This window comes from Mesonia sp. HuA40, from assembly GCF_008017835.1.
In the GTDB taxonomy this organism is placed as follows: Bacteria; Bacteroidota; Bacteroidia; order Flavobacteriales; family Flavobacteriaceae; genus Mesonia.
This window is the reverse complement of the sequence record NZ_VRLT01000056.1, coordinates 74902-92709: the sequence shown is the minus strand read 5'-3', so window position 1 is coordinate 92709 and position 17808 is coordinate 74902. Positions and strand designations below refer to the sequence as shown.

Here is a 17808-nt window from a genome sequence, read left to right as displayed (position 1 = left end):
CTATTGATGATTTGGCTTTAATAGGTCCAAAACTGTTTTTACAGGATTAAAGGTATTCACTGGTACCTCAACCATAATTGTATTCCAATAAGCCATAGCACCATTCCATAGTCCCGGTAACTCCAGTGCTTTAAATTCTTCCCCATTTTTAGATTTGATTGAAATAAAACATTCGTTTTCATTTCTAAAATGAGTTAAATCAAAGGCGTTACCCTTATAATTTTTAAGACCACAAACTAAATCAACCGGATTAAAATGTGTTGATTTTTTTAATATAGCCAATTGGTTTTTATCTTTTTTATCTATTTGAGAAGACTCTACAATTTGTAAACTAGGGTGTTGGTTATCGTGTTGCACCCAATACGGACCTCCACCTGGCTCTCCTTGATTTTTAACCATACCACAAATCCGCAAAGGCCGATTATAAAAATTAAAAATTGCCTGAGCACTATCAAAATTAATTTTTTTAAAAAAGTAGGTTTCGGCAATGCTATCAGCCTCCGTTGCTAAAGCTTCGTTAAAACCCTTTTCTTCTAACTCATTTAATAAGGAGAAAATTTTGTCTTGTACTTCAATTAGCAATCCGGCCAAAGCCTGTTTATAAACAACATTCTCCTGAAGAATGCGTTTTGAACTTACATTATCTATGTTTTTAATAAAAACAATATCGGCATCTACATCATTTAGATTATCTAATAAAGCCCCGTGCCCACCAGGTCTTAAAATAAGCTGACCTTCTCTATCTCTTACTGGCTTATTTCCATGATCTACCGCTAAAGTATCGGTATGTCTTTTCTGATATGAAAAATCAATTACAAGCTTTTTCTGAAATGCCTCCTCCAAAGCTTTAAGTTTTTTCTCCACCACTTTTTTAAATAAAGAAGCTTTACTTTCTGAAATGGTAAAATGTAAAGCTACTCTTTCAAGAGGTTGGGTGTAGCACGCTTCAACCAGTTGTTCTTCAAAAGCAGTTATTACATTATCTTGCTCTAAATGAAAAGGTACAAGTGCCTTAGGTAAATTTACAATAGCTTCTCCTTGAATAACAGGTTGAAACAATGCCTTTAAAAATAAGTAATTTTGTTGGTTCTCATTTTGGCTCTCGTAACCTGGATTATTATTTTTTAAAAAGGGTCTTAGTTGCTGATATATAGCCAATTTGTTTTTATTCTTAAAGAAATTACACCACGAACTCCAAGATGATTCTTGCAGGGTATTGGCTAGTGTTTCAGAGCTATTCGATAGTTCATGCAACCTGTATAAGTCTTTAAACATACGTGAAGCTGCGCCACTAGCTGGAATAAAACTTAGACTTTTTCCTTGATAATTAAGAAAGCCATTCTGCAAGCCCGCTATTTTCTCTGGAGAAAGAGATTTAATACCATTATTTACAGTTGCAGGTTCGACCAACTTGATAGGCTCAACACCATTCTCAAACAAACGCATCTGGTTGGCTATAAGGTTTTGGTTTAAACCATGTTTTTCTAGTTGGGCTATATCTTTCTGAGAAAAATCAAAATTATTAATCATTGCTTAATAGTTTATCAATTTGCTTTTTTGCCAACTCTACGCGTGTGTTTAAACTGCCAGAAAGTTGTGTATAAGGCAAATTATTTTTTTGCAAAGCCCGCTCAAAATGATTGAACATAGCTTGGCGTTCATTGGGTTTATCTCTTAAATCATCTGCTTCCCAAGGCACATCAATATCTGTAAGAAAATAATAGGTGTATTGATGTTTTTGCGCCGCTTGCTCTAAGCGTTCATTTTTAAAGTTTGTGTAATACACTTGAGCATAGCAGTAAGTTTGCAATACATTGGTGTCACAAAATAACACTTTGTTCGCTAATACTACAAGTTTATTTTCTAGATCTATTTGCCCAATGGCAATGGGTATAAGATCTTTTTCTTCACAAATAACACCAGAGTCATCATATTTTCTTTGCAAATAGTCACGTGCAAATTCAGGTACCCATTGTGTTTGGTAGTGTTCTGCTAATTGCCTTGCCAAGGTGGTTTTACCAGTTGACTCTGGACCAAAAAAAACTATTTTGATACAATTACTTGGTTGTTGTTGTAAATCTTTATCCATGAATAATATCCGTAAATCGCAATGATAGTAAATAATATGTATTGTACTGCTGCCATATTCAATCCTTTATAAAAATACAAGGGCACCGAAACCAAATCACCTATAATCCAAAAAATCCAATTTTCAATTTTACGTTTGGCCATAAGCCACATGCCAACAAAAAATATTGCCGTGGTAAAAACATCCATATAAGAAATCCATCCATCCCATTTTTCAAATACAGTGTACACCCCTATAACAAATATAGCTGTGCCAAAAAAAAGAAGTAAACCATATAAATGTTCTTTAAAACTGGCATGTTCTATTTTATGTAAAGTCTCTCCATTTTTTTTTCTTGACCAAATATACCAGCCATAGATACTCATACTAAAGTAATACCCATTAATTAGCATATCTCCCAGTAAACCGTAATGCCACAAAATGTATACAAAAATACTGGTGTTGATGATTCCTGTAGGATACACCCAAATATGATTTTCTTTAGAGTACCAAACCGATAAAAACCCGAACACTACGGCCACAATTTCAAGTAAAATAAGATGCGAAGAAACACCAATATAAGGCTCAAAAAACCACTCCAACCAATTCATAGTTTCTATATTAATGCTCTTTGTTCAAAAGCTGTTCCTACTACAACCATTCGGGCACCGGCTTTATAATATTCTTTCGCTAAGCTAAGACTCCTTATACCTCCCCCTACCAATATGGGCAAATCTATTTCTTGCTTAAGTTTCTTAATAATGTTTAAATCAACTGGTTTTTGCGCTCCACTACCTGCTTCGAGATAAATCAATTGCATTCCCAAAAATTTTGCTGCTAAACAAGTATCTACAATCAATTGAACCGAATTTTGTGGTATAGGTTGGGTTTGCGTCACTTCTTTAACGGCGGTTCGAGTTTCCCCATCAATTAACAAATAGGCTGTAGGAATGACTTCGAGAGCATGTTTTCTTAAAAACGGTACAGCCTTGACATGTTGATTGATTAAAAATTCTGGATTTCTTCCTGAGACCAAAGAAAGAAATAATACTGCATCTACATTAGAGCTCAATTGTTTTTCATCACCAGGAAATAACATTACGGGTAAAGAAGTAAATAGTTTAATATTTTTACAAATCAAGTCGCTTTTTCCTGGCTCCACACGGCTACCCCCTACCAGCACACAAGTTGTTTCTGCCGGTAAGCTCTTTACTAAATTAGGTATATCTTCTACCTCCTCTTTGTCTGGATCAATAAGAATTGCCAAACCCGCAGTAGATGCCTTTAAAAACTTTAAAATTTTTTGGTTGTCAATTGAATTTTGCATTACATGCTGGGTAATATATATGCACAAGTAAAACCTTCAAACTCCAAAAAAGCAGCCTCATAGGTACCCTGCGCAAGATGACTCACACTAGCCGCTGTTGATCCCGCATCAAAGTCGAAGTCTTCAACATAGATATGTTCTAAAAATCTTAAACCTGGTATGCTTAAAACTTTATATACCGATTCTTTAATCCCCCAAACAATTGTAAGTTTTCTAATTTTTGCTTCATCGTTAGCCAAGGTATGATACTCTTGTATAGGAGTAAACTTATGCGCTATTCGCAATATTTTATCTCGCTGCTTTTCAATATCAATACCAACTGGCCTATCACTTATAATTATCCCTGTAAAGGTAAATGAATGAGTTATTGAAATATACTTACCATCTTTTAGGTGTGGCTTCCCAAATTCATCATAATACAAATCACAATCTTCATAGCCCTCTAATGCTAACAAATGTCGAATACTCATAAAACCACGTTGATGAATTTCAGACTTCATCGAATCTAAACGTTTTTGGCAATGAGGCGTAAGCTTAATTGATTCGCTCAAAAATGCTAAGGACTCTTCTATCTTCCAAATGAGCACTTTAGTACGCTCATCAATTGTTATATTTTTATAAAGAGGCATCCTGTTAATTGATTATTATGTATTTTTGCACATGAATTGATAAATACAAATATAAGGATATGAGCACGAAAACAGTAGGTTATGTACCATATAAAGTAAAAGATATTAGTTTAGCCGATTGGGGACGCAAAGAAATCGAGTTGGCTGAGGCCGAAATGCCAGGATTAATGTCATTACGCGAGGAGTACAAAGACCAACAACCTCTTAAAGGCGCAAGAATAGCAGGTTGCCTGCATATGACTATACAAACCGCAGTTTTAATTGAGACATTAGTGGCGCTTGGCGCGGAAGTTACTTGGAGTTCTTGTAATATTTTTTCTACACAAGATCAAGCCGCAGCAGCAATTGCTCAAGCTGGGATTCCTGTATATGCTTGGAAAGGCATGAACGAGGAAGAGTTCGACTGGTGTATTGAACAAACATTGTTTTTTGGAGAAGACCGCAAGCCGTTAAATATGATTTTGGATGATGGCGGAGATTTAACCAATATGGTTTTAGATCGCTACCCAGAATTGGCGAAAGACATCAAAGGTCTTTCTGAAGAAACTACCACAGGAGTGCATCGTTTATACGAACGTATGAAAAACGGCACCCTGCCCATGCCAGCCATTAATGTAAATGACTCGGTAACAAAATCTAAGTTTGACAATAAATACGGCTGTCGAGAAAGTGCCGTAGATGCTATTCGAAGAGCTACAGACGTTATGCTTGCTGGAAAACGAGTAGTAGTGTGTGGATATGGAGATGTAGGAAAAGGTACGGCTGCTTCATTTAGAGGAGCTGGCTCGATAGTAACGGTGACCGAAATTGATCCTATTTGCGCGTTACAAGCAGCAATGGATGGTTTCGAAGTAAAACGCCTAGAAACGGTATTACCTAAAGCCGATATTGTAATCACAACAACAGGTAACAAAGATATTGTTCGAGGTGAGCATTTTGAAGCCATGAAAGATAAAACTATTGTATGTAATATTGGTCATTTTGATAATGAAATAGATGTGGCTTGGTTAAATGAAAATCATGGAGAATCTAAAACCGAGATTAAACCGCAAGTTGACAAATACACGGTGAATGGAAATGATATCATACTTCTTGCCGAAGGTAGATTGGTGAATCTAGGTTGCGCAACTGGACACCCGAGTTTTGTAATGAGTAACTCATTTACCAACCAAACTTTAGCTCAAATTGAATTGTGGAATCATAGCGATAAATATAAAAATGAAGTTTATATGCTTCCTAAACACTTAGACGAGAAAGTAGCTGCGCTACACTTAGAAAAAATTGGTGTTGAGCTAACTGATCTTTCTGAAGATCAAGCAAAATACATAGGAGTTGAAGTGAAAGGACCATTTAAACCTGAATACTACCGCTACTAATACAAAAAATAATTTTAACTAAAAAGCCGCGCAAATGAGCGCGGCTTTTTTATTTGAAAAACTTTTCTTTTACTGATTAGAAACTAAAGCTTCATTATATTGAACCATTTTGCTATTAAGAATGGCCAATCCGTTTTCTGTAGTGGTTGCTGCGTTCATTTTAACCACCTCACCTTCTGGCAAATAAACTACATAATTCCCTTCTTCAATAGCTGCAAGCTTAATCGCCTCTTCATCTTCTTGTTTTAAATTCCAAGATTGTTCTTCTGGTGAATAAAAGAAAGTGGCACTGCGACCTTTATCTTTTCCGTCAAGAACATTAACTTTCATAGTGTTGGTAGTTGCAATTAATTCATACGTTACTCCTTCGTGAGTTATGATTTGCGATTCCATTTCACCAGGTTTCATCGCGATAGGATTTGAACCTGACCAGAATTCTATCACGTTAAAAATAATTACATCCCCCAAAAAGAACAATCCGTAAACAGGAATAATATTTAGCCCCCAAAATATTACATTGTTAACGTATTTGTTATTTGTAGCTTGTTGGTTCCAATCTTTCAACCCATTAAACGCGCTAAAAGAACCCAAACAACTCGTACTTAAAATTGCGGCAGCCAGTGCCATACTTACATAAACTCTTCTCATAATTAAATATTTTATTTAGAATTCTAAGTTAATTGGAAATTACGCTACCTCTATCAATTTTAAAAAAATTATAACAAAAAAACCTCTAACGCTAGGTTAGAGGTTTTCAAGATTTATTTACGATACATTTCTAAGCCTCAAATGGCTCTATAGAAACATATGATTTATTGTTTTTCTTCTTCGTAAATTTAACAATACCGTCAACTTTTGCATGTAAAGTATGATCTTTACCTGCATAAACGTTTTCGCCAGGGTTGTGTGCCGTACCGCGTTGTCTAACGATAATATTACCAGCTACAGCTGCTTGCCCTCCAAAGATTTTAACCCCAAGACGTTTCGATTCTGACTCTCTACCGTTCTTCGAACTACCTACTCCTTTTTTATGTGCCATTTTACGTAAATTTTAAAATTAATACTTATTTGCTTAAAGCTTCAATAAGCTCAGCTTTCTTTAAAGAAGAGTAACCTTCAAGACCTTTTTCTTTAGCCATTTCTTTAAGTTCAGCTACTGTGTAACTACTTAAATCTTTATCTTCTTTAGATTTTGATTCGGCTTTTGCCTTTGTTTTTTTACCTCCATTAAGAGAAATATCGTTGATAACGATCTCTGTTAATGCCTGACGGTGACCATTTTTTACACGATAACCTTTTCTTCGCTTCTTTTTGAATACAATTACTTTATTTCCTTTAAGGTGTCTAGTAATTTTGGCTCCAACAAGAGCTCCTTCTATAGCCGGGGCGCCAACAGTAATATCATCACCATTACCAGCCAAAAGAACTTTATCAAAAGAGATCTCGTCTCCCTCTTCTCCTGCTAAACGGTGAACAAACACTTTTTGGTCTTTTGCAACCTTAAATTGCTGCCCTGCTATCTCTACAATTGCGTACATAGCGTAAATTTATTTAATTAAAACGGATGCAAATATACGTCTATTTTTCTAATTTACAATATGCTCATGATTTTTTTTATACTCGTTTACAGGATGTTTCTTTGCATTCCAAGAGTTTTTAAACAGCTGCATAAAAGTTAAGGTAACCACTAAGGTGGTAGCAAAACCCATTATGGCCACAATGAATAAAAGCAATGCAAAATTATTAATCAATTTAATGTCCATTTGCTCTAAAAAGTCAGGCTGCAAATGCGTAGCATACACACCAAAAAATAAAGTAAACAGAATACTGGCGATGAATCCCGAAGTTATACCTGCAGTAAAACCATCTTGATAATTAAATTCAGATTCGATATTGCGCTTGTAAGCTCGAATACAAAGAAAAATACCAGCACATGTAATCACCGCATTAAAAAAACTAAAAGCCGGGTAAACATGCAACCCGAAAAGAGCTAGGATTAGAAAATAAGCACTTAGCATTACAGCTATCCCAAAGCCATATATAATAGGAATATTTTGTCTTCTCATAATCATAATTTTTGTTTCACTAAATTTAATTAAAAAGGAATAAGTTATTAATTAAGTTCTTGTTAAATTTACCTTAATACAGTAATTTATAGCTAATTGAAAATTACTACCTATTTTTGTAACAAATTTGTATTTTTGGAGTCTTATTTAATAAATAACTAAACAAATAAAACATGATTAAAAAAATCAGCTTAACGGTGTGTTCGTTACTTTTGACTTTTGGAGCTTTTGCCCAACAAGTTGAATTTAGCAAGTACACCCTAGACAACGGTCTTGATGTAATCTTACATCAAGATAATACTGCCCCTGTTGTTACCGTGGCAGTAATGTATCACGTAGGAGCTAAAGATGAGGAAGAAGGACGCTCAGGATTTGCACACTTTTTTGAACACCTACTTTTTGAAGGGACAGAAAATATTCCACGTGGCGAATGGTTTAATATTGTAGCAGCCAACGGCGGTCGAAACAACGCAAATACCACGCAAGATAGAACTTATTACTACGAGACCTTCCCTTCAAACAATTTAGAACTTGGGTTATGGATGGAGTCAGAACGTATGTTACACCCAGTTATTAATCAAATTGGAGTAGACACTCAAAACGAAGTGGTAAAAGAAGAGAAAAGATCGCGAATAGATAACGCTCCTTACGGTAAGATTCTTTATAACACAGGAATCTCACCTTATATGTTTGAAAAACATCCTTACAAAAATTCTGTTATCGGAACGATGGAAGATTTAGATGCTGCTCAATTAGATGAGTTTAAAGCATTTTTTGAAAAGTATTACGGTCCCAATAATGCGACTTTAGTGGTAGCCGGTGATTTTGAAGAAGCTAACACTAAAAAGTTAATCGAGCAATATTTTGGCCCAATTGAAGCTAAGCCAGAGGTTGAACGAGTAAATGTTAAAGAAGATCCTATTACTTCAACTATTAAAGCAACCGAATATGATGATAACATTCAAATTCCTGCCAAGCTTTATGTGTACAGAACACCTTCAATGAAAGATAGAGACGCCTATGTTTTAGACATGATATCTTCTATTTTAACCGATGGTAAAAGTTCTAGAATGTATAAGAAAATGGTTGATGAAAATAAAGAAGCATTACAGGTATTAGCCTTTCCTAGGTCGCAAGAAGATTATGGAACTTATGTGATGGGTGCTCTAGCAATGGGTGACACGCCACTTGAGCAGCTAGGAAAATCTATAGATGAGGAAATTGAGAAACTACAAAACGAATTGATCAGCGAAAAGGAGTATCAAAAGCTTCAAAATAAATTTGAAAATAGATTTGTAAACTCTAACAGCAACATTCAGGGTATTGCCTCTTCTTTAGCTACCTACCATACGTTATACGGCGATGTAGATCTAATCAATGAAGAAATTGACATCTATAGAAGTATAACACGCGAAGAAATAAGAGAAGTAGCTAAAAAGTACTTGAACAAAAATCAAAGACTTGATTTAGATTATTTACCAACACCAGAAGACGCTAAATAAAAACAACATGAATAAATTTAAAATATTTACCATTCTATTTTTATGTGTTTCTCTCTTTGGAGCACACGCACAAATAGATCGATCTAAACAACCTCAGCCCGGGCCAGCCCCAAAAATCAACTTAGGACAACCAGATACTTTTACGCTTAAAAATGGCCTAAAGGTATTGGTGGTTGAAAATCACAAGTTACCAAGGGTAAGCGCCACATTAATCATAGATAACAAACCACATTCAGAAGGTAACAAAGAAGGCGTTAAAGCTCTATTTAGTGCACTTATGGGTACTGGAACGCAAAACACAAGCAAAGACGCGTTCAATGAGCGTATTGACTTTTTAGGAGCTAGAGTAGGATACGGAACTTCTAGCGCTAGCGCAGCCTCATTATCTAAATTCTTCCCAGAAGTATTTGGGCTTATGGCAGAAGGCTTACTAATGCCAAAATTCACCCAAGAAGAATTTGATGCTGAAAAAGCAAAATTAATCGAAGGTATAAAATCTAGTGCCAAAAGCGCTGGAGCTATTGCTAGCAACGTTTCTTCTGCTTTAGTATATGGTAAAAATCACCCTTACGGGGAATTTGCCACAGAGGAGTCTGTAGAAAATGTAACTTTAAACGATGTAAAGAAATATTACCAAAATTACATATCACCGAAAAATGCATACTTGGTGGTTGTAGGTGATATCAAAACCAAAGAAGTTAAGAAATTAGTTAAGAAGAATTTCAAATCTTGGCAGGCAGACACGCCTCCAGCGGCAGCGCTTCCTAATTTACCTACAGTACAATACACTCAAGTTAACTTTATAGATGTACCCAATGCCGTACAAAGCGAGTTGCGTATACAGAATGCTATTGACTTAAAAATGGCAGATGAAGATTATTTCCCTGTCTTATTAGCCAACCAAATTTTAGGAGGTGCATTTGGAAGTTACTTGAACATGAACTTACGTGAAGAACACGGTTGGACATACGGAGCCAGAACAAGTACAGGTTCAGACAAGTATGCAAGCCGTTTTGTTGCATCAACCAGCGTAAGAAATGCAGTTACAGATAGTGCTATTGTAGAATCGTTTAAAGAATTTAACCGTATAAAAACAGAACCTGTTTCTTTTGAGGATTTAAATAATGCTAAAAGTCAATTTGCAGGAGATTTTGTAATGCGCTTAGAAAGTCCTTCAACCGTTGCTAATTATGCACTAAATATCGAAACCAATGATTTACCTGAGGATTTCTACGTGACTTTTTTAGAAAAAATCAATGCAGTAACCCCAGAAGATATTTTACGTGTTGCTAACAAATACTACAAAACAGATAAAATGCAAATTGTAGTAGCTGGTAAAGGTTCAGAAATTTTAGAAAATTTAGAGAACATCCACTTAAATGGTAAAAAAGTTCCAGTATTTTACTTTGACAAAGAAGGTAATAAGGTAGATCGCCCTGTTTACAAAATAGCGCTTCCTGAAGGTGTAAACGTTGAAACTGTTTACAACGACTATCTAAAAGCTATTGGTGGAAAAGAAAAACTTAAGGATGTTAAAAGCCTAGCCATGGAAGGCGAAGGAAAAATTCAAGGGATGACACTTAACTTTAACATCAAAAGCACCCAGAAAGGTGAATATGCTAGAGTGGTAAGTATGAATGGAATGACAATGAGTAAAGAAGTTTTTGATGGTGAAACTGGATACGTGATGGCTCAGGGTCAAAAAATCGACTTTACCCCAGAACAAATTAAGGATGCCAAAAAATCTGGTGGATTATTTCCTGAATTAAATGTGCCCGCCGATGCCAAATTAACAGGTATTGAAATGGTTGACGGTAAAAAAGCTTACGTGGTTCAAACTACCGAAAACACGCAAGATTTTTACAGTGTAGAAACTGGTCTTAAAATCCAATCAGTTACAACCGCAGAACAAATGGGACAAACCGTTAGCAATACAGTTGGTTACGGAAACTACAAAGAGGTAAATGGAGTTAAAATTCCACACTCAATGACAATGAGCATGGGACCTCAAAATTTAGATATTAACATGAAGAATGTTATTATTAATAAAGGAGTAAGCAGTAAGGATTTCGAATAATCTAAATGCGATAAATCTTTAAAAGGTCTGGTTTTCAAAGAAGAACCAGACCTTTTTTTATATATTGATTTGATTGACTTGCTTGTAAGATTTTCTTGCTTTTCTTTTGTTAGCGTAAAAAACTCCAATAAGCACCACAAAACCGCCAAAAGCTTGCATCCAACTAAACTTTTCACCATCTAGAAATCCCCAGAATAAAGCCACTACAGGAATTAAATAAGTAACCGATGTGGTAAAAACCGGGCTAGAAAGCTGCACCAATCTATTGAATAATATTTTAGCAACACCAGTGCCTACAATCGCTAAAATCGCTATGTAACCCATAGATTCATATACAATGGGATCATTAAGCAATCTAGTTGTAAAAAATCCGCTGAAAAGCAAATAAAAAAGCGCTGGAAAAAACAATACTATAAAAGAACCCACTGTAATGCTTAAAGCGGATATATCTTGAAGATAAGTTTTGATAATATGAACATTAAATGCATACATCGTCGTGGCAAACAAAGGCAACAAGGCGAACCAATAATTCTGATCTTGATTAGTAGTTGCGCCACTCCCTATTAGTATTATACTACCTATTAAGCCAATTACTACCCCTATAGTCTGCTTTTTACTGGCTTTTTGAGCAAAGAATAAACTTCCTACAATTATGGCTAAAATAGGAACCGTTGAGTTAAGAATAGATACCACAGCACTATCTACCTCTAATTCGGCAAAAGCGAACAAATAAGCAGGAAAAAAACTTCCAAGAAATGCCGATAGAATAATATAACGCCAAGAAACCTTCGGAATTTTTTTAAGACTTCTAGCACCAATAATCATTAAGAATAAAGCCGCTAAACAAATGCGTAACGACCCCAACTGTAACGGAGTTAAACCAACCAAACCTTTTTTTATAAGTATGAAAGAACTTCCCCATACCAAGGAAAGGGCGAATAAGTAAACCCATTTAAGCACCGATTGCTGCATTTCTTTTTTTTGCAAAAGAAAGCAAAAAAAATTACATCAGAGATAAATTAACGCCATTGTAATGACTCAAGCAAACGCTTCATATCTGTTTTAAGATAAGCGGCTGCTGGTTGAATGCTATCAAAATTAGGTTTTGTTTTAAAGTAAAGTGAACCCGTTAGGAAGTGATTTACACTATCGGTTACATAAAATTGAGCTTGAGAGGCGGCATCTCCCTTTACTTCATAAAAAGTACCATATACTTTTCTTTTATTATTTACATAGGTATCTCCCTCAATTTCATCTGCCTTAATTGTATGCTCTAAAGGAAGACGCTGAGCATCGACTAACAAATCCCTTAAATTGTCCTTATTTACTGGCCTGTAACTTAAAAATAAAGTAGCATTTAAAGTAGGGTATTCTATATTGTACCAACAGTTTTGCTTTGCTTTTGCTGGTTGAATCTTGGCTATTTGATTAATTTCAAAAGCATAAGGGCAAGCTAAAAATTCACGCATACTATAGGTTGGTTCTGGGTAAGTAAGTGCCAAGTAACCACCGGGTTTAGGAGTGTTTGTTTCTTCACAAGAAAATAAAAGCAATACAACCACCAATAAGTATTTTAAAATTTTTATGCTCCTATACATAATTTCACCTGTTTAATTCTTTTTTTATCTACAATTTCAACAATAAAAGTAAGGTGCCCAATTTCTATTTTGGTGTTGCGCTTGGGAAACTCTCCCGATATTTCAAGTAAAAAACCAGCTAGAGTTTCTGCCTCTCCTTTTTTTTGTTCGATTAACTCTACCTCATCAAGGTCAATTATTTTATAAAAATCTTTTAAGGCAGTTTTACCTTCAAAAACATAAGTATTTTCGTCTAATTTAGAGTAAATTAAATCTTCATCATCAAATTCATCGCTAATATCGCCCACAATTTCCTCTATGATATCTTCAAGAGATATAATTCCACTCGTCCCTCCATATTCGTCTACAACAATAGCTAGGTGATTTTTCTTTTGTTTAAAATCATTCAATAAATCATCTAATTTTTTATTTTCTGGAACAAAAAAAGCTTCGCGTATTAGGTTTTGCCATTTAAAGTCTCGCTCCTCTAAAAAAGGTAATAAGTCCTTAATGTAAAGGATACCTAAAATTTGGTCTATATTATCTTCGTATACTGGTATCCTCGAGTATCCATTTTCGATAATTTCATCAACCACCTCTTTGAAAGATTGCTCTTTATTAAGCGCAAAAACATCCATCCTATTCTTCATTACCTGTTTGGCTACGGTATTACCAAATGAGACAATGCCTTGTAAGATTTTTTGCTCCTCTTGGGTAGTATCCTCTGCATTGGTTAACTCTAAAGCTTGCGATAATTGATCTACACTTAAGCTAGACTTTTGCTTTCCTAAACGCTCATGAATCCGTAAAGTAACAAAACGCATGGGTATACTAAATACCAAAAAAAGCTTATCTAGGAAAGCTAAAGGATAGGCCATAAACAATGAAAACTGTAAACGATTACGATTAGCATATATTTTAGGAAGGATTTCGCCAAACAAGAGAATTAAAAAAGTTACCACTACCACTTCAACCAGAAAACGTAAATTAAGTCCTAGTATACTTGTGTTTAACTGATGTAATAATTGCTCTCCCAATTGATCAAAAAGCAATACAATAGCAATGTTTACAAAATTATTGGCAACCAAAATAGTAGCTAATAAACGCTTGGGTCTGTCTAATAATCGTATTAATATTTGCTGTTTTGCCGGAATTGATCCCTGCTCTACTTCAAAATCTGAAGGCTTTAAAGAAAACAAAGCAACTTCGGAACCAGATATTAAGGCCGAAAAAATTAACAGAACAAAAAGCCCAAAAATACCCAAGGCTTCAAAATATCCTAAACTATAAATAAGCAACAAACTGGAAGGGTCGGGGTCCAAGTCTTAAAAGATTAATTAAACAAGAATTAAAATGGCAAGTCATCGTGGTCTTCGGTATCAACCGATCCAGCGTGGCTTGTATTGGGGTTTGGCGTCTGCGGTTTGGCCTCATTTGCAACACCTAAACTAGCATCTTGGTTTTGATTACTCGCCGATTTGGGTGTAAGAAAAGTGAAATCTGTGCATTGTACCTCTGTACTATACCGCTCTTGGTTCTTATCATCTACCCATTTTCGGGTTTTAATTCTACCTTCTATATAAACTTTATCTCCCTTTTTAAGGTATTTTTCACAAATTTCGGCTCCTTTATTACGCACTACAATGTTATGCCACTCTGTATTGCTTACTCGCTCACCAGTTGACTTATTTAGGTATTCTTCATTGGTAGCTAAAGGGAATCTACCTATGCAGCCACCCCCTTCAAAATAGTGCATCTTCACTTCATCTCCTGTATGCCCTATAAGCATTACTTTATTTAAGGTTCCTGACATAGTTTTATTAATTGATTATAGTAGTAAATGTAAAAAAAAACTACGAGTTGAAAAAATCGCTCGCTCCAATAAATCTTTCAATTACCACTGGAACTGCAAAGGTATGAATGTTTTGCACAAAATGATATTTTTTTGCCATCGAAGAAAATGTAGAGTAATCACTAAATTTACCTATCCAAAATTGAATATGCAGCTTACGATGTGATAATAAATGTTTTACCGGCTTTGGATAAAAAGCGGTTAATTCTACATTATGATTTTCTAACGATTTCAACCTAATAGTTTCATTTAAGCCCTCAGAAACGTCATTAACAAATTCACTTTCTAGTCTAGGAAATTCAAATAAATTACGCCAAATACCTTTCTGTGTTCTTTGCTTCATAAAAGTATTGCCATTTTTGTCTAACAACACCAAATAATTTATGTGTTCTTCTTTAACTTTAACCTTCTTCTTTTTTCGAGGTAAGTCTTCTATTAATTGATTTTGATATGCTACACAATTCTTGGAAAACGGACAGATAGTGCAATCTGGAATCTTCGGTGTACACTGCAAAGCCCCAAATTCCATAATGGCCTGATTGTATAGACCTGGTTTTTCTCTGTCGAGTAATTCTTGAGCTAAATCTTTGAAAATCCTTTTTCCTGCGGGAGTATCAATTTCGTCATTTACTCCAAAAACTCTGCTCAGCACTCTAAAGACATTTCCGTCTAGAACGGCAACAGGTTCACGAAAGCAAAATGAAGCTATAGCATGAGCCGTATATTCTCCCACGCCTTTAAGTTTTTTTAATTCTTTAGCCGTTTGCGGAAAAATCCCATTTTTTTCCTGCGCAATATATTGTGCTGTTGCGTGCAGGTTTCTAGCTCTCGAATAATACCCCAAGCCCTGCCAGAGCTTTAAAACCTCATCTTCTTTCGCCTCTGCTAAGTCAAAAACTGTAGGAAATCGCTCTAAGAATTGCAAGTAATACGGCATGCCTTGTGCTACACGGGTTTGCTGCAACACAATTTCGCTTAACCATATTTTATAAGGATCTTGGGTTGCTCTCCAAGGGAGATCACGTAGATTAATTGAATACCAGTCAATTAATTTTTCAGAAAACAGCATAGACAAAATTTGAATGTACAAATTTAATAGAATAGATTGAAAACTAAATAACGATTTAATGCTTGACTTATTGATAATTAAATTAGTATATTTGCATCCTCGAAAATATTAACCCATATTTTAAAATAACTTAACGATGACGAAAGCAGATCTTGTAGCGAATATTTCAGATAAATTAGGTATGGAAAAGGCGGACGTACAAGCGACTATTGAAACTTTTATGCAAGAGGTAAAAGAATCTTTAGAGAATGGTGACAATGTATATCTAAGAGGCTTTGGTAGCTTTATCATAAAAACAAGAGCAGAAAAGACAGGAAGAAATATATCTAAGAATACAACTATAAAAATTCCTGCACACAATATACCTGCATTTAAACCTGCAAAAGTATTTGTAGAAGGTGTAAAAACCAATGTAGAAGTAAAGTAACAAAAATCATTTATTAATCTAAAAACATATTTTTATGCCAAGTGGTAAAAAAAGAAAAAGACATAAGGTAGCGACGCACAAGCGTAAGAAGAGAAGAAGAGCTAACCGTCATAAGAAAAAGAAGTAGTTTAGCACTACTTCTTTTTGTTCAAACGTTCATTGACAAAGAAGCCTTTAAAAAAAGGTTTCAATTTATTTATTTACATAACCTGTGAGTAAAATTGTTTAATCCATCTGTATATTTATATACGGATAATAAATCTATTAAGCTGGAATTATGGATAGAGAATTAATTATCAGATCAAATTCCGATGCTGTTGATTTTGCCTTACTAAAAGATGGAAAACTAATTGAATTACATAAAGAAAAAGATGACAGCAACTTTTCTGTAGGTGATATATTTATTGCTAAGATAAGAAAAGCTGTGCCAGGTTTAAACGCAGCCTTCGTTAATGTAGGCTATGAGAAAGATGGTTTTTTACACTATCATGACCTTGGCCCGCAAGTTTCTACTTTATTAAAATTCGTAAAACGTGTAAGCACAGGTAAACAAAAAGACTTTTCTTTAAAGGATTATCCTTTTGAGAAAGATATTGATAAAGACGGCAGTATTACTGATGTTCTTAAATCAAATCAGTCTATACTGGTACAAATAGTTAAAGAACCCATTTCTACTAAAGGTCCTAGAATAAGCAGTGAACTTTCTTTCGCAGGAAGATACATTGTATTGGTACCTTTCTCAAATCGCATTTCTATCTCACAAAAGATTGAAGATAAAGAGGAGAGAGATCGCTTAAAGCGATTGGTAAAAAGTATAAAACCAAAAGGTTTTGGGGTAATTGTACGAACTGTAGCAGAAGGCAAAAAAGTAGCAGAACTAGACCGCGATTTGCAAAACTTAGTAAATCGATGGACTGGCATGTGTAAAAAATTGTATAAAGCCCAGCATCCTACAAAAGTATTAGGCGAGTTAAGTAGAGCTTCTTCCATTTTAAGAGATATGTTCAACGACTCCTTTACCGCTATTGTGACCGATGAAGAAACCCTTTATACACAATTAAAAAATTACGTGGGAAAAATCTCCCCACAAAAAGAGTCTATTGTTAAGTTATACCAGTCTAACGTTCCTATTTTTGAAAAATATGGTATTGAAAGACAAATAAAATCTGCTTTTGGTAAAACTGTTTCTATGAGTAAAGGAGCTTATCTTGTAATAGAGCATACAGAAGCCATGCACGTTATAGACGTGAACAGCGGTAACCGAAGCAACAAAGCAAAAACCCAAGAAGATACCGCTCTAGAGGTAAATCTTATAAGCGCTACAGAAGTAGCTCGCCAATTAAGATTACGCGATATGGGAGGTATTATAGTGGTAGATTTTATTGACATGAGTAACGCCGAAAATCGTAAAACGCTCTACAATCATATGCGTGATGAGATGAGCGATGATCGCGCAAAACACAAAATTTTACCCCCAACAAAATTTGGATTGGTACAAATTACAAGACAACGCGTAAGGCCGGAAATGAATATTAAAACCCGCGAAGAAAATCCTAACGGAAATGGAGAAATAGAAGCTCCTATTGTGGTCATTAATAAAATAAATGCCGACCTTCAAAAACATATTAAAAAAGGGCACAAGAACTTATCTTTAAGCGCACACCCTTTTATTGCCGCCTTTTTAACTAAAGGTATTCCATCACCCAGAAGCAAGTGGTTTTTTGATCACAAGCGATGGGTTAAAATATTACCTAGAGACGCTTACACGTATCTGGAATATCATTTTCACGATAAAAATGGTGAAATTATTTCCTAAAATTAAAGCCCGAGTTTTATTT

The 17808-nt window shown here is 35.0% G+C and carries 19 protein-coding genes; 5 read left to right on the top strand and 14 right to left on the bottom strand.

From position 1 onward, the window contains the following. From FT993_RS09200 to FT993_RS09180, 5 genes are read right to left on the bottom strand one after another with little or no spacing between them, the layout of a single operon-like run. Nucleotides 1-1530, bottom strand: coding sequence for a DUF4301 family protein (locus FT993_RS09200; protein ID WP_147862252.1), 1530 nt, complete (start codon nucleotides 1528-1530; stop codon nucleotides 1-3). Continuing rightward, nucleotides 1523-2089 carry an AAA family ATPase gene (locus FT993_RS09195; protein WP_147862251.1) on the bottom strand — a complete coding sequence of 189 codons (567 nt, stop codon included), beginning with the start codon at nucleotides 2087-2089 and terminating at the stop codon, nucleotides 1523-1525. Before FT993_RS09195 ends, FT993_RS09200 begins: the two co-directional genes overlap by 8 nt. Beyond that, on the bottom strand, nucleotides 2044-2679 hold the full coding sequence (gene pnuC / locus FT993_RS09190) for a nicotinamide riboside transporter PnuC (protein ID WP_147862250.1): 636 nt from the start codon (nucleotides 2677-2679) through the stop codon (nucleotides 2044-2046). Before pnuC ends, FT993_RS09195 begins: the two co-directional genes overlap by 46 nt. A gap of 5 nt (nucleotides 2680-2684) precedes the next feature. Then, nucleotides 2685-3395 carry a geranylgeranylglyceryl/heptaprenylglyceryl phosphate synthase gene (locus FT993_RS09185; protein WP_147862249.1) on the bottom strand — a complete coding sequence of 237 codons (711 nt, stop codon included), beginning with the start codon at nucleotides 3393-3395 and terminating at the stop codon, nucleotides 2685-2687. After that, the gene (locus FT993_RS09180; protein ID WP_147862248.1) at nucleotides 3395-4024 is read right to left on the bottom strand and encodes a 4'-phosphopantetheinyl transferase superfamily protein; all 630 of its coding nucleotides are present in this window, start codon (nucleotides 4022-4024) and stop codon (nucleotides 3395-3397) included. Before FT993_RS09180 ends, FT993_RS09185 begins: the two co-directional genes overlap by 1 nt. Before the next feature lie 59 nt (nucleotides 4025-4083). On the opposite strand from FT993_RS09180, the gene ahcY reads away from it, so the two are divergent. Further along, the gene (gene ahcY / locus FT993_RS09175; protein WP_147862247.1) at nucleotides 4084-5400 is read left to right on the top strand and encodes an adenosylhomocysteinase; all 1317 of its coding nucleotides are present in this window, start codon (nucleotides 4084-4086) and stop codon (nucleotides 5398-5400) included. Between the two features lie 69 nt (nucleotides 5401-5469). Here ahcY and FT993_RS09170 read toward each other — a convergent pair whose 3' ends face one another. From FT993_RS09170 to FT993_RS09155, 4 genes are all read right to left on the bottom strand, one after another. Further along, on the bottom strand, nucleotides 5470-6048 hold the full coding sequence (locus FT993_RS09170; RefSeq protein WP_147862246.1) for a DUF3332 domain-containing protein: 579 nt from the start codon (nucleotides 6046-6048) through the stop codon (nucleotides 5470-5472). 130 nt (nucleotides 6049-6178) lie between these two features. Then, complete coding sequence (gene rpmA, locus FT993_RS09165) at nucleotides 6179-6439, bottom strand: 50S ribosomal protein L27 (RefSeq protein WP_147862245.1); 261 nt, start codon at nucleotides 6437-6439, stop codon at nucleotides 6179-6181. A 25-nt stretch (nucleotides 6440-6464) separates the two neighbouring features. After that, nucleotides 6465-6938: a 50S ribosomal protein L21 gene (rplU, locus tag FT993_RS09160; protein ID WP_147862244.1), complete on the bottom strand. Its 474-nt coding sequence runs from the start codon at nucleotides 6936-6938 to the stop codon at nucleotides 6465-6467. 48 nt (nucleotides 6939-6986) lie between these two features. Then, on the bottom strand, nucleotides 6987-7466 hold the full coding sequence (locus FT993_RS09155) for a DUF4199 domain-containing protein (RefSeq protein WP_147862243.1): 480 nt from the start codon (nucleotides 7464-7466) through the stop codon (nucleotides 6987-6989). Nucleotides 7467-7639: 173 nt separating this feature from the next. Here FT993_RS09155 and FT993_RS09150 point away from each other — a divergent pair, with 173 nt between their 5' ends. Then, a complete protein-coding gene (locus FT993_RS09150; protein WP_147862242.1) occupies nucleotides 7640-8968 on the top strand; it encodes a pitrilysin family protein in 1329 nt (442 codons plus the stop codon). Between the two features lie 7 nt (nucleotides 8969-8975). After that, nucleotides 8976-11045, top strand: a complete 2070-nt coding sequence (locus FT993_RS09145; RefSeq protein WP_147862241.1) for a pitrilysin family protein — start codon at nucleotides 8976-8978, stop codon at nucleotides 11043-11045. Between the two features lie 57 nt (nucleotides 11046-11102). Here the strand turns inward: FT993_RS09145 and FT993_RS09140 are convergent, their stop codons facing one another. The 5 genes from FT993_RS09140 to mutY are packed head-to-tail and all read right to left on the bottom strand — an operon-like array spanning nucleotide 11103 to nucleotide 15543. Then, a complete protein-coding gene (locus FT993_RS09140; protein WP_147862346.1) occupies nucleotides 11103-12017 on the bottom strand; it encodes a DMT family transporter in 915 nt (304 codons plus the stop codon). Nucleotides 12018-12064: 47 nt separating this feature from the next. Next, complete coding sequence (gene gldD, locus FT993_RS09135; RefSeq protein WP_147862240.1) at nucleotides 12065-12643, bottom strand: gliding motility lipoprotein GldD; 579 nt, start codon at nucleotides 12641-12643, stop codon at nucleotides 12065-12067. After that, entirely contained in the window at nucleotides 12628-13944 is a 1317-nt protein-coding gene (locus FT993_RS09130; protein WP_147862239.1) for a gliding motility-associated protein GldE, read from the bottom strand. Before FT993_RS09130 ends, gldD begins: the two co-directional genes overlap by 16 nt. Before the next feature lie 26 nt (nucleotides 13945-13970). Next, complete coding sequence (locus tag FT993_RS09125; RefSeq protein ID WP_147862238.1) at nucleotides 13971-14435, bottom strand: single-stranded DNA-binding protein; 465 nt, start codon at nucleotides 14433-14435, stop codon at nucleotides 13971-13973. 40 nt (nucleotides 14436-14475) lie between these two features. Next, nucleotides 14476-15543, bottom strand: coding sequence for an A/G-specific adenine glycosylase (mutY, locus tag FT993_RS09120; protein ID WP_147862237.1), 1068 nt, complete (start codon nucleotides 15541-15543; stop codon nucleotides 14476-14478). A 136-nt stretch (nucleotides 15544-15679) separates the two neighbouring features. Here mutY and FT993_RS09115 point away from each other — a divergent pair, with 136 nt between their 5' ends. Both FT993_RS09115 and FT993_RS09110 read left to right on the top strand, forming a co-directional pair. After that, entirely contained in the window at nucleotides 15680-15970 is a 291-nt protein-coding gene (locus tag FT993_RS09115) for an HU family DNA-binding protein (RefSeq protein ID WP_147862236.1), read from the top strand. Nucleotides 15971-16247: 277 nt separating this feature from the next. Continuing rightward, nucleotides 16248-17786, top strand: a complete 1539-nt coding sequence (locus FT993_RS09110; RefSeq protein ID WP_147862235.1) for an Rne/Rng family ribonuclease — start codon at nucleotides 16248-16250, stop codon at nucleotides 17784-17786. Nucleotides 17787-17808: the final 22 nt, after the last annotated feature.

Bases quoted from the DNA above. Each gene is read 5' to 3' on its own strand.
- FT993_RS09200 (WP_147862252.1), bottom strand. From the start codon at position 1,530: ATGATTAATAATTTTGATTTTTCTCAGAAAGATATAGCCCAACTAGAA.
- FT993_RS09195 (WP_147862251.1), bottom strand. From the start codon at position 2,089: ATGGATAAAGATTTACAACAACAACCAAGTAATTGTATCAAAATAGTT.
- pnuC (WP_147862250.1), bottom strand. From the start codon at position 2,679: ATGAATTGGTTGGAGTGGTTTTTTGAGCCTTATATTGGTGTTTCTTCG.
- FT993_RS09185 (WP_147862249.1), bottom strand. From the start codon at position 3,395: ATGCAAAATTCAATTGACAACCAAAAAATTTTAAAGTTTTTAAAGGCA.
- FT993_RS09180 (WP_147862248.1), bottom strand. From the start codon at position 4,024: ATGCCTCTTTATAAAAATATAACAATTGATGAGCGTACTAAAGTGCTC.
- ahcY (WP_147862247.1), top strand. From the start codon at position 4,084: ATGAGCACGAAAACAGTAGGTTATGTACCATATAAAGTAAAAGATATT.
- FT993_RS09170 (WP_147862246.1), bottom strand. From the start codon at position 6,048: ATGAGAAGAGTTTATGTAAGTATGGCACTGGCTGCCGCAATTTTAAGT.
- rpmA (WP_147862245.1), bottom strand. From the start codon at position 6,439: ATGGCACATAAAAAAGGAGTAGGTAGTTCGAAGAACGGTAGAGAGTCA.
- rplU (WP_147862244.1), bottom strand. From the start codon at position 6,938: ATGTACGCAATTGTAGAGATAGCAGGGCAGCAATTTAAGGTTGCAAAA.
- FT993_RS09155 (WP_147862243.1), bottom strand. From the start codon at position 7,466: ATGAGAAGACAAAATATTCCTATTATATATGGCTTTGGGATAGCTGTA.
- FT993_RS09150 (WP_147862242.1), top strand. From the start codon at position 7,640: ATGATTAAAAAAATCAGCTTAACGGTGTGTTCGTTACTTTTGACTTTT.
- FT993_RS09145 (WP_147862241.1), top strand. From the start codon at position 8,976: ATGAATAAATTTAAAATATTTACCATTCTATTTTTATGTGTTTCTCTC.
- FT993_RS09140 (WP_147862346.1), bottom strand. From the start codon at position 12,017: ATGCAGCAATCGGTGCTTAAATGGGTTTACTTATTCGCCCTTTCCTTG.
- gldD (WP_147862240.1), bottom strand. From the start codon at position 12,643: ATGTATAGGAGCATAAAAATTTTAAAATACTTATTGGTGGTTGTATTG.
- FT993_RS09125 (WP_147862238.1), bottom strand. From the start codon at position 14,435: ATGTCAGGAACCTTAAATAAAGTAATGCTTATAGGGCATACAGGAGAT.
- mutY (WP_147862237.1), bottom strand. From the start codon at position 15,543: ATGCTGTTTTCTGAAAAATTAATTGACTGGTATTCAATTAATCTACGT.
- FT993_RS09115 (WP_147862236.1), top strand. From the start codon at position 15,680: ATGACGAAAGCAGATCTTGTAGCGAATATTTCAGATAAATTAGGTATG.
- FT993_RS09110 (WP_147862235.1), top strand. From the start codon at position 16,248: ATGGATAGAGAATTAATTATCAGATCAAATTCCGATGCTGTTGATTTT.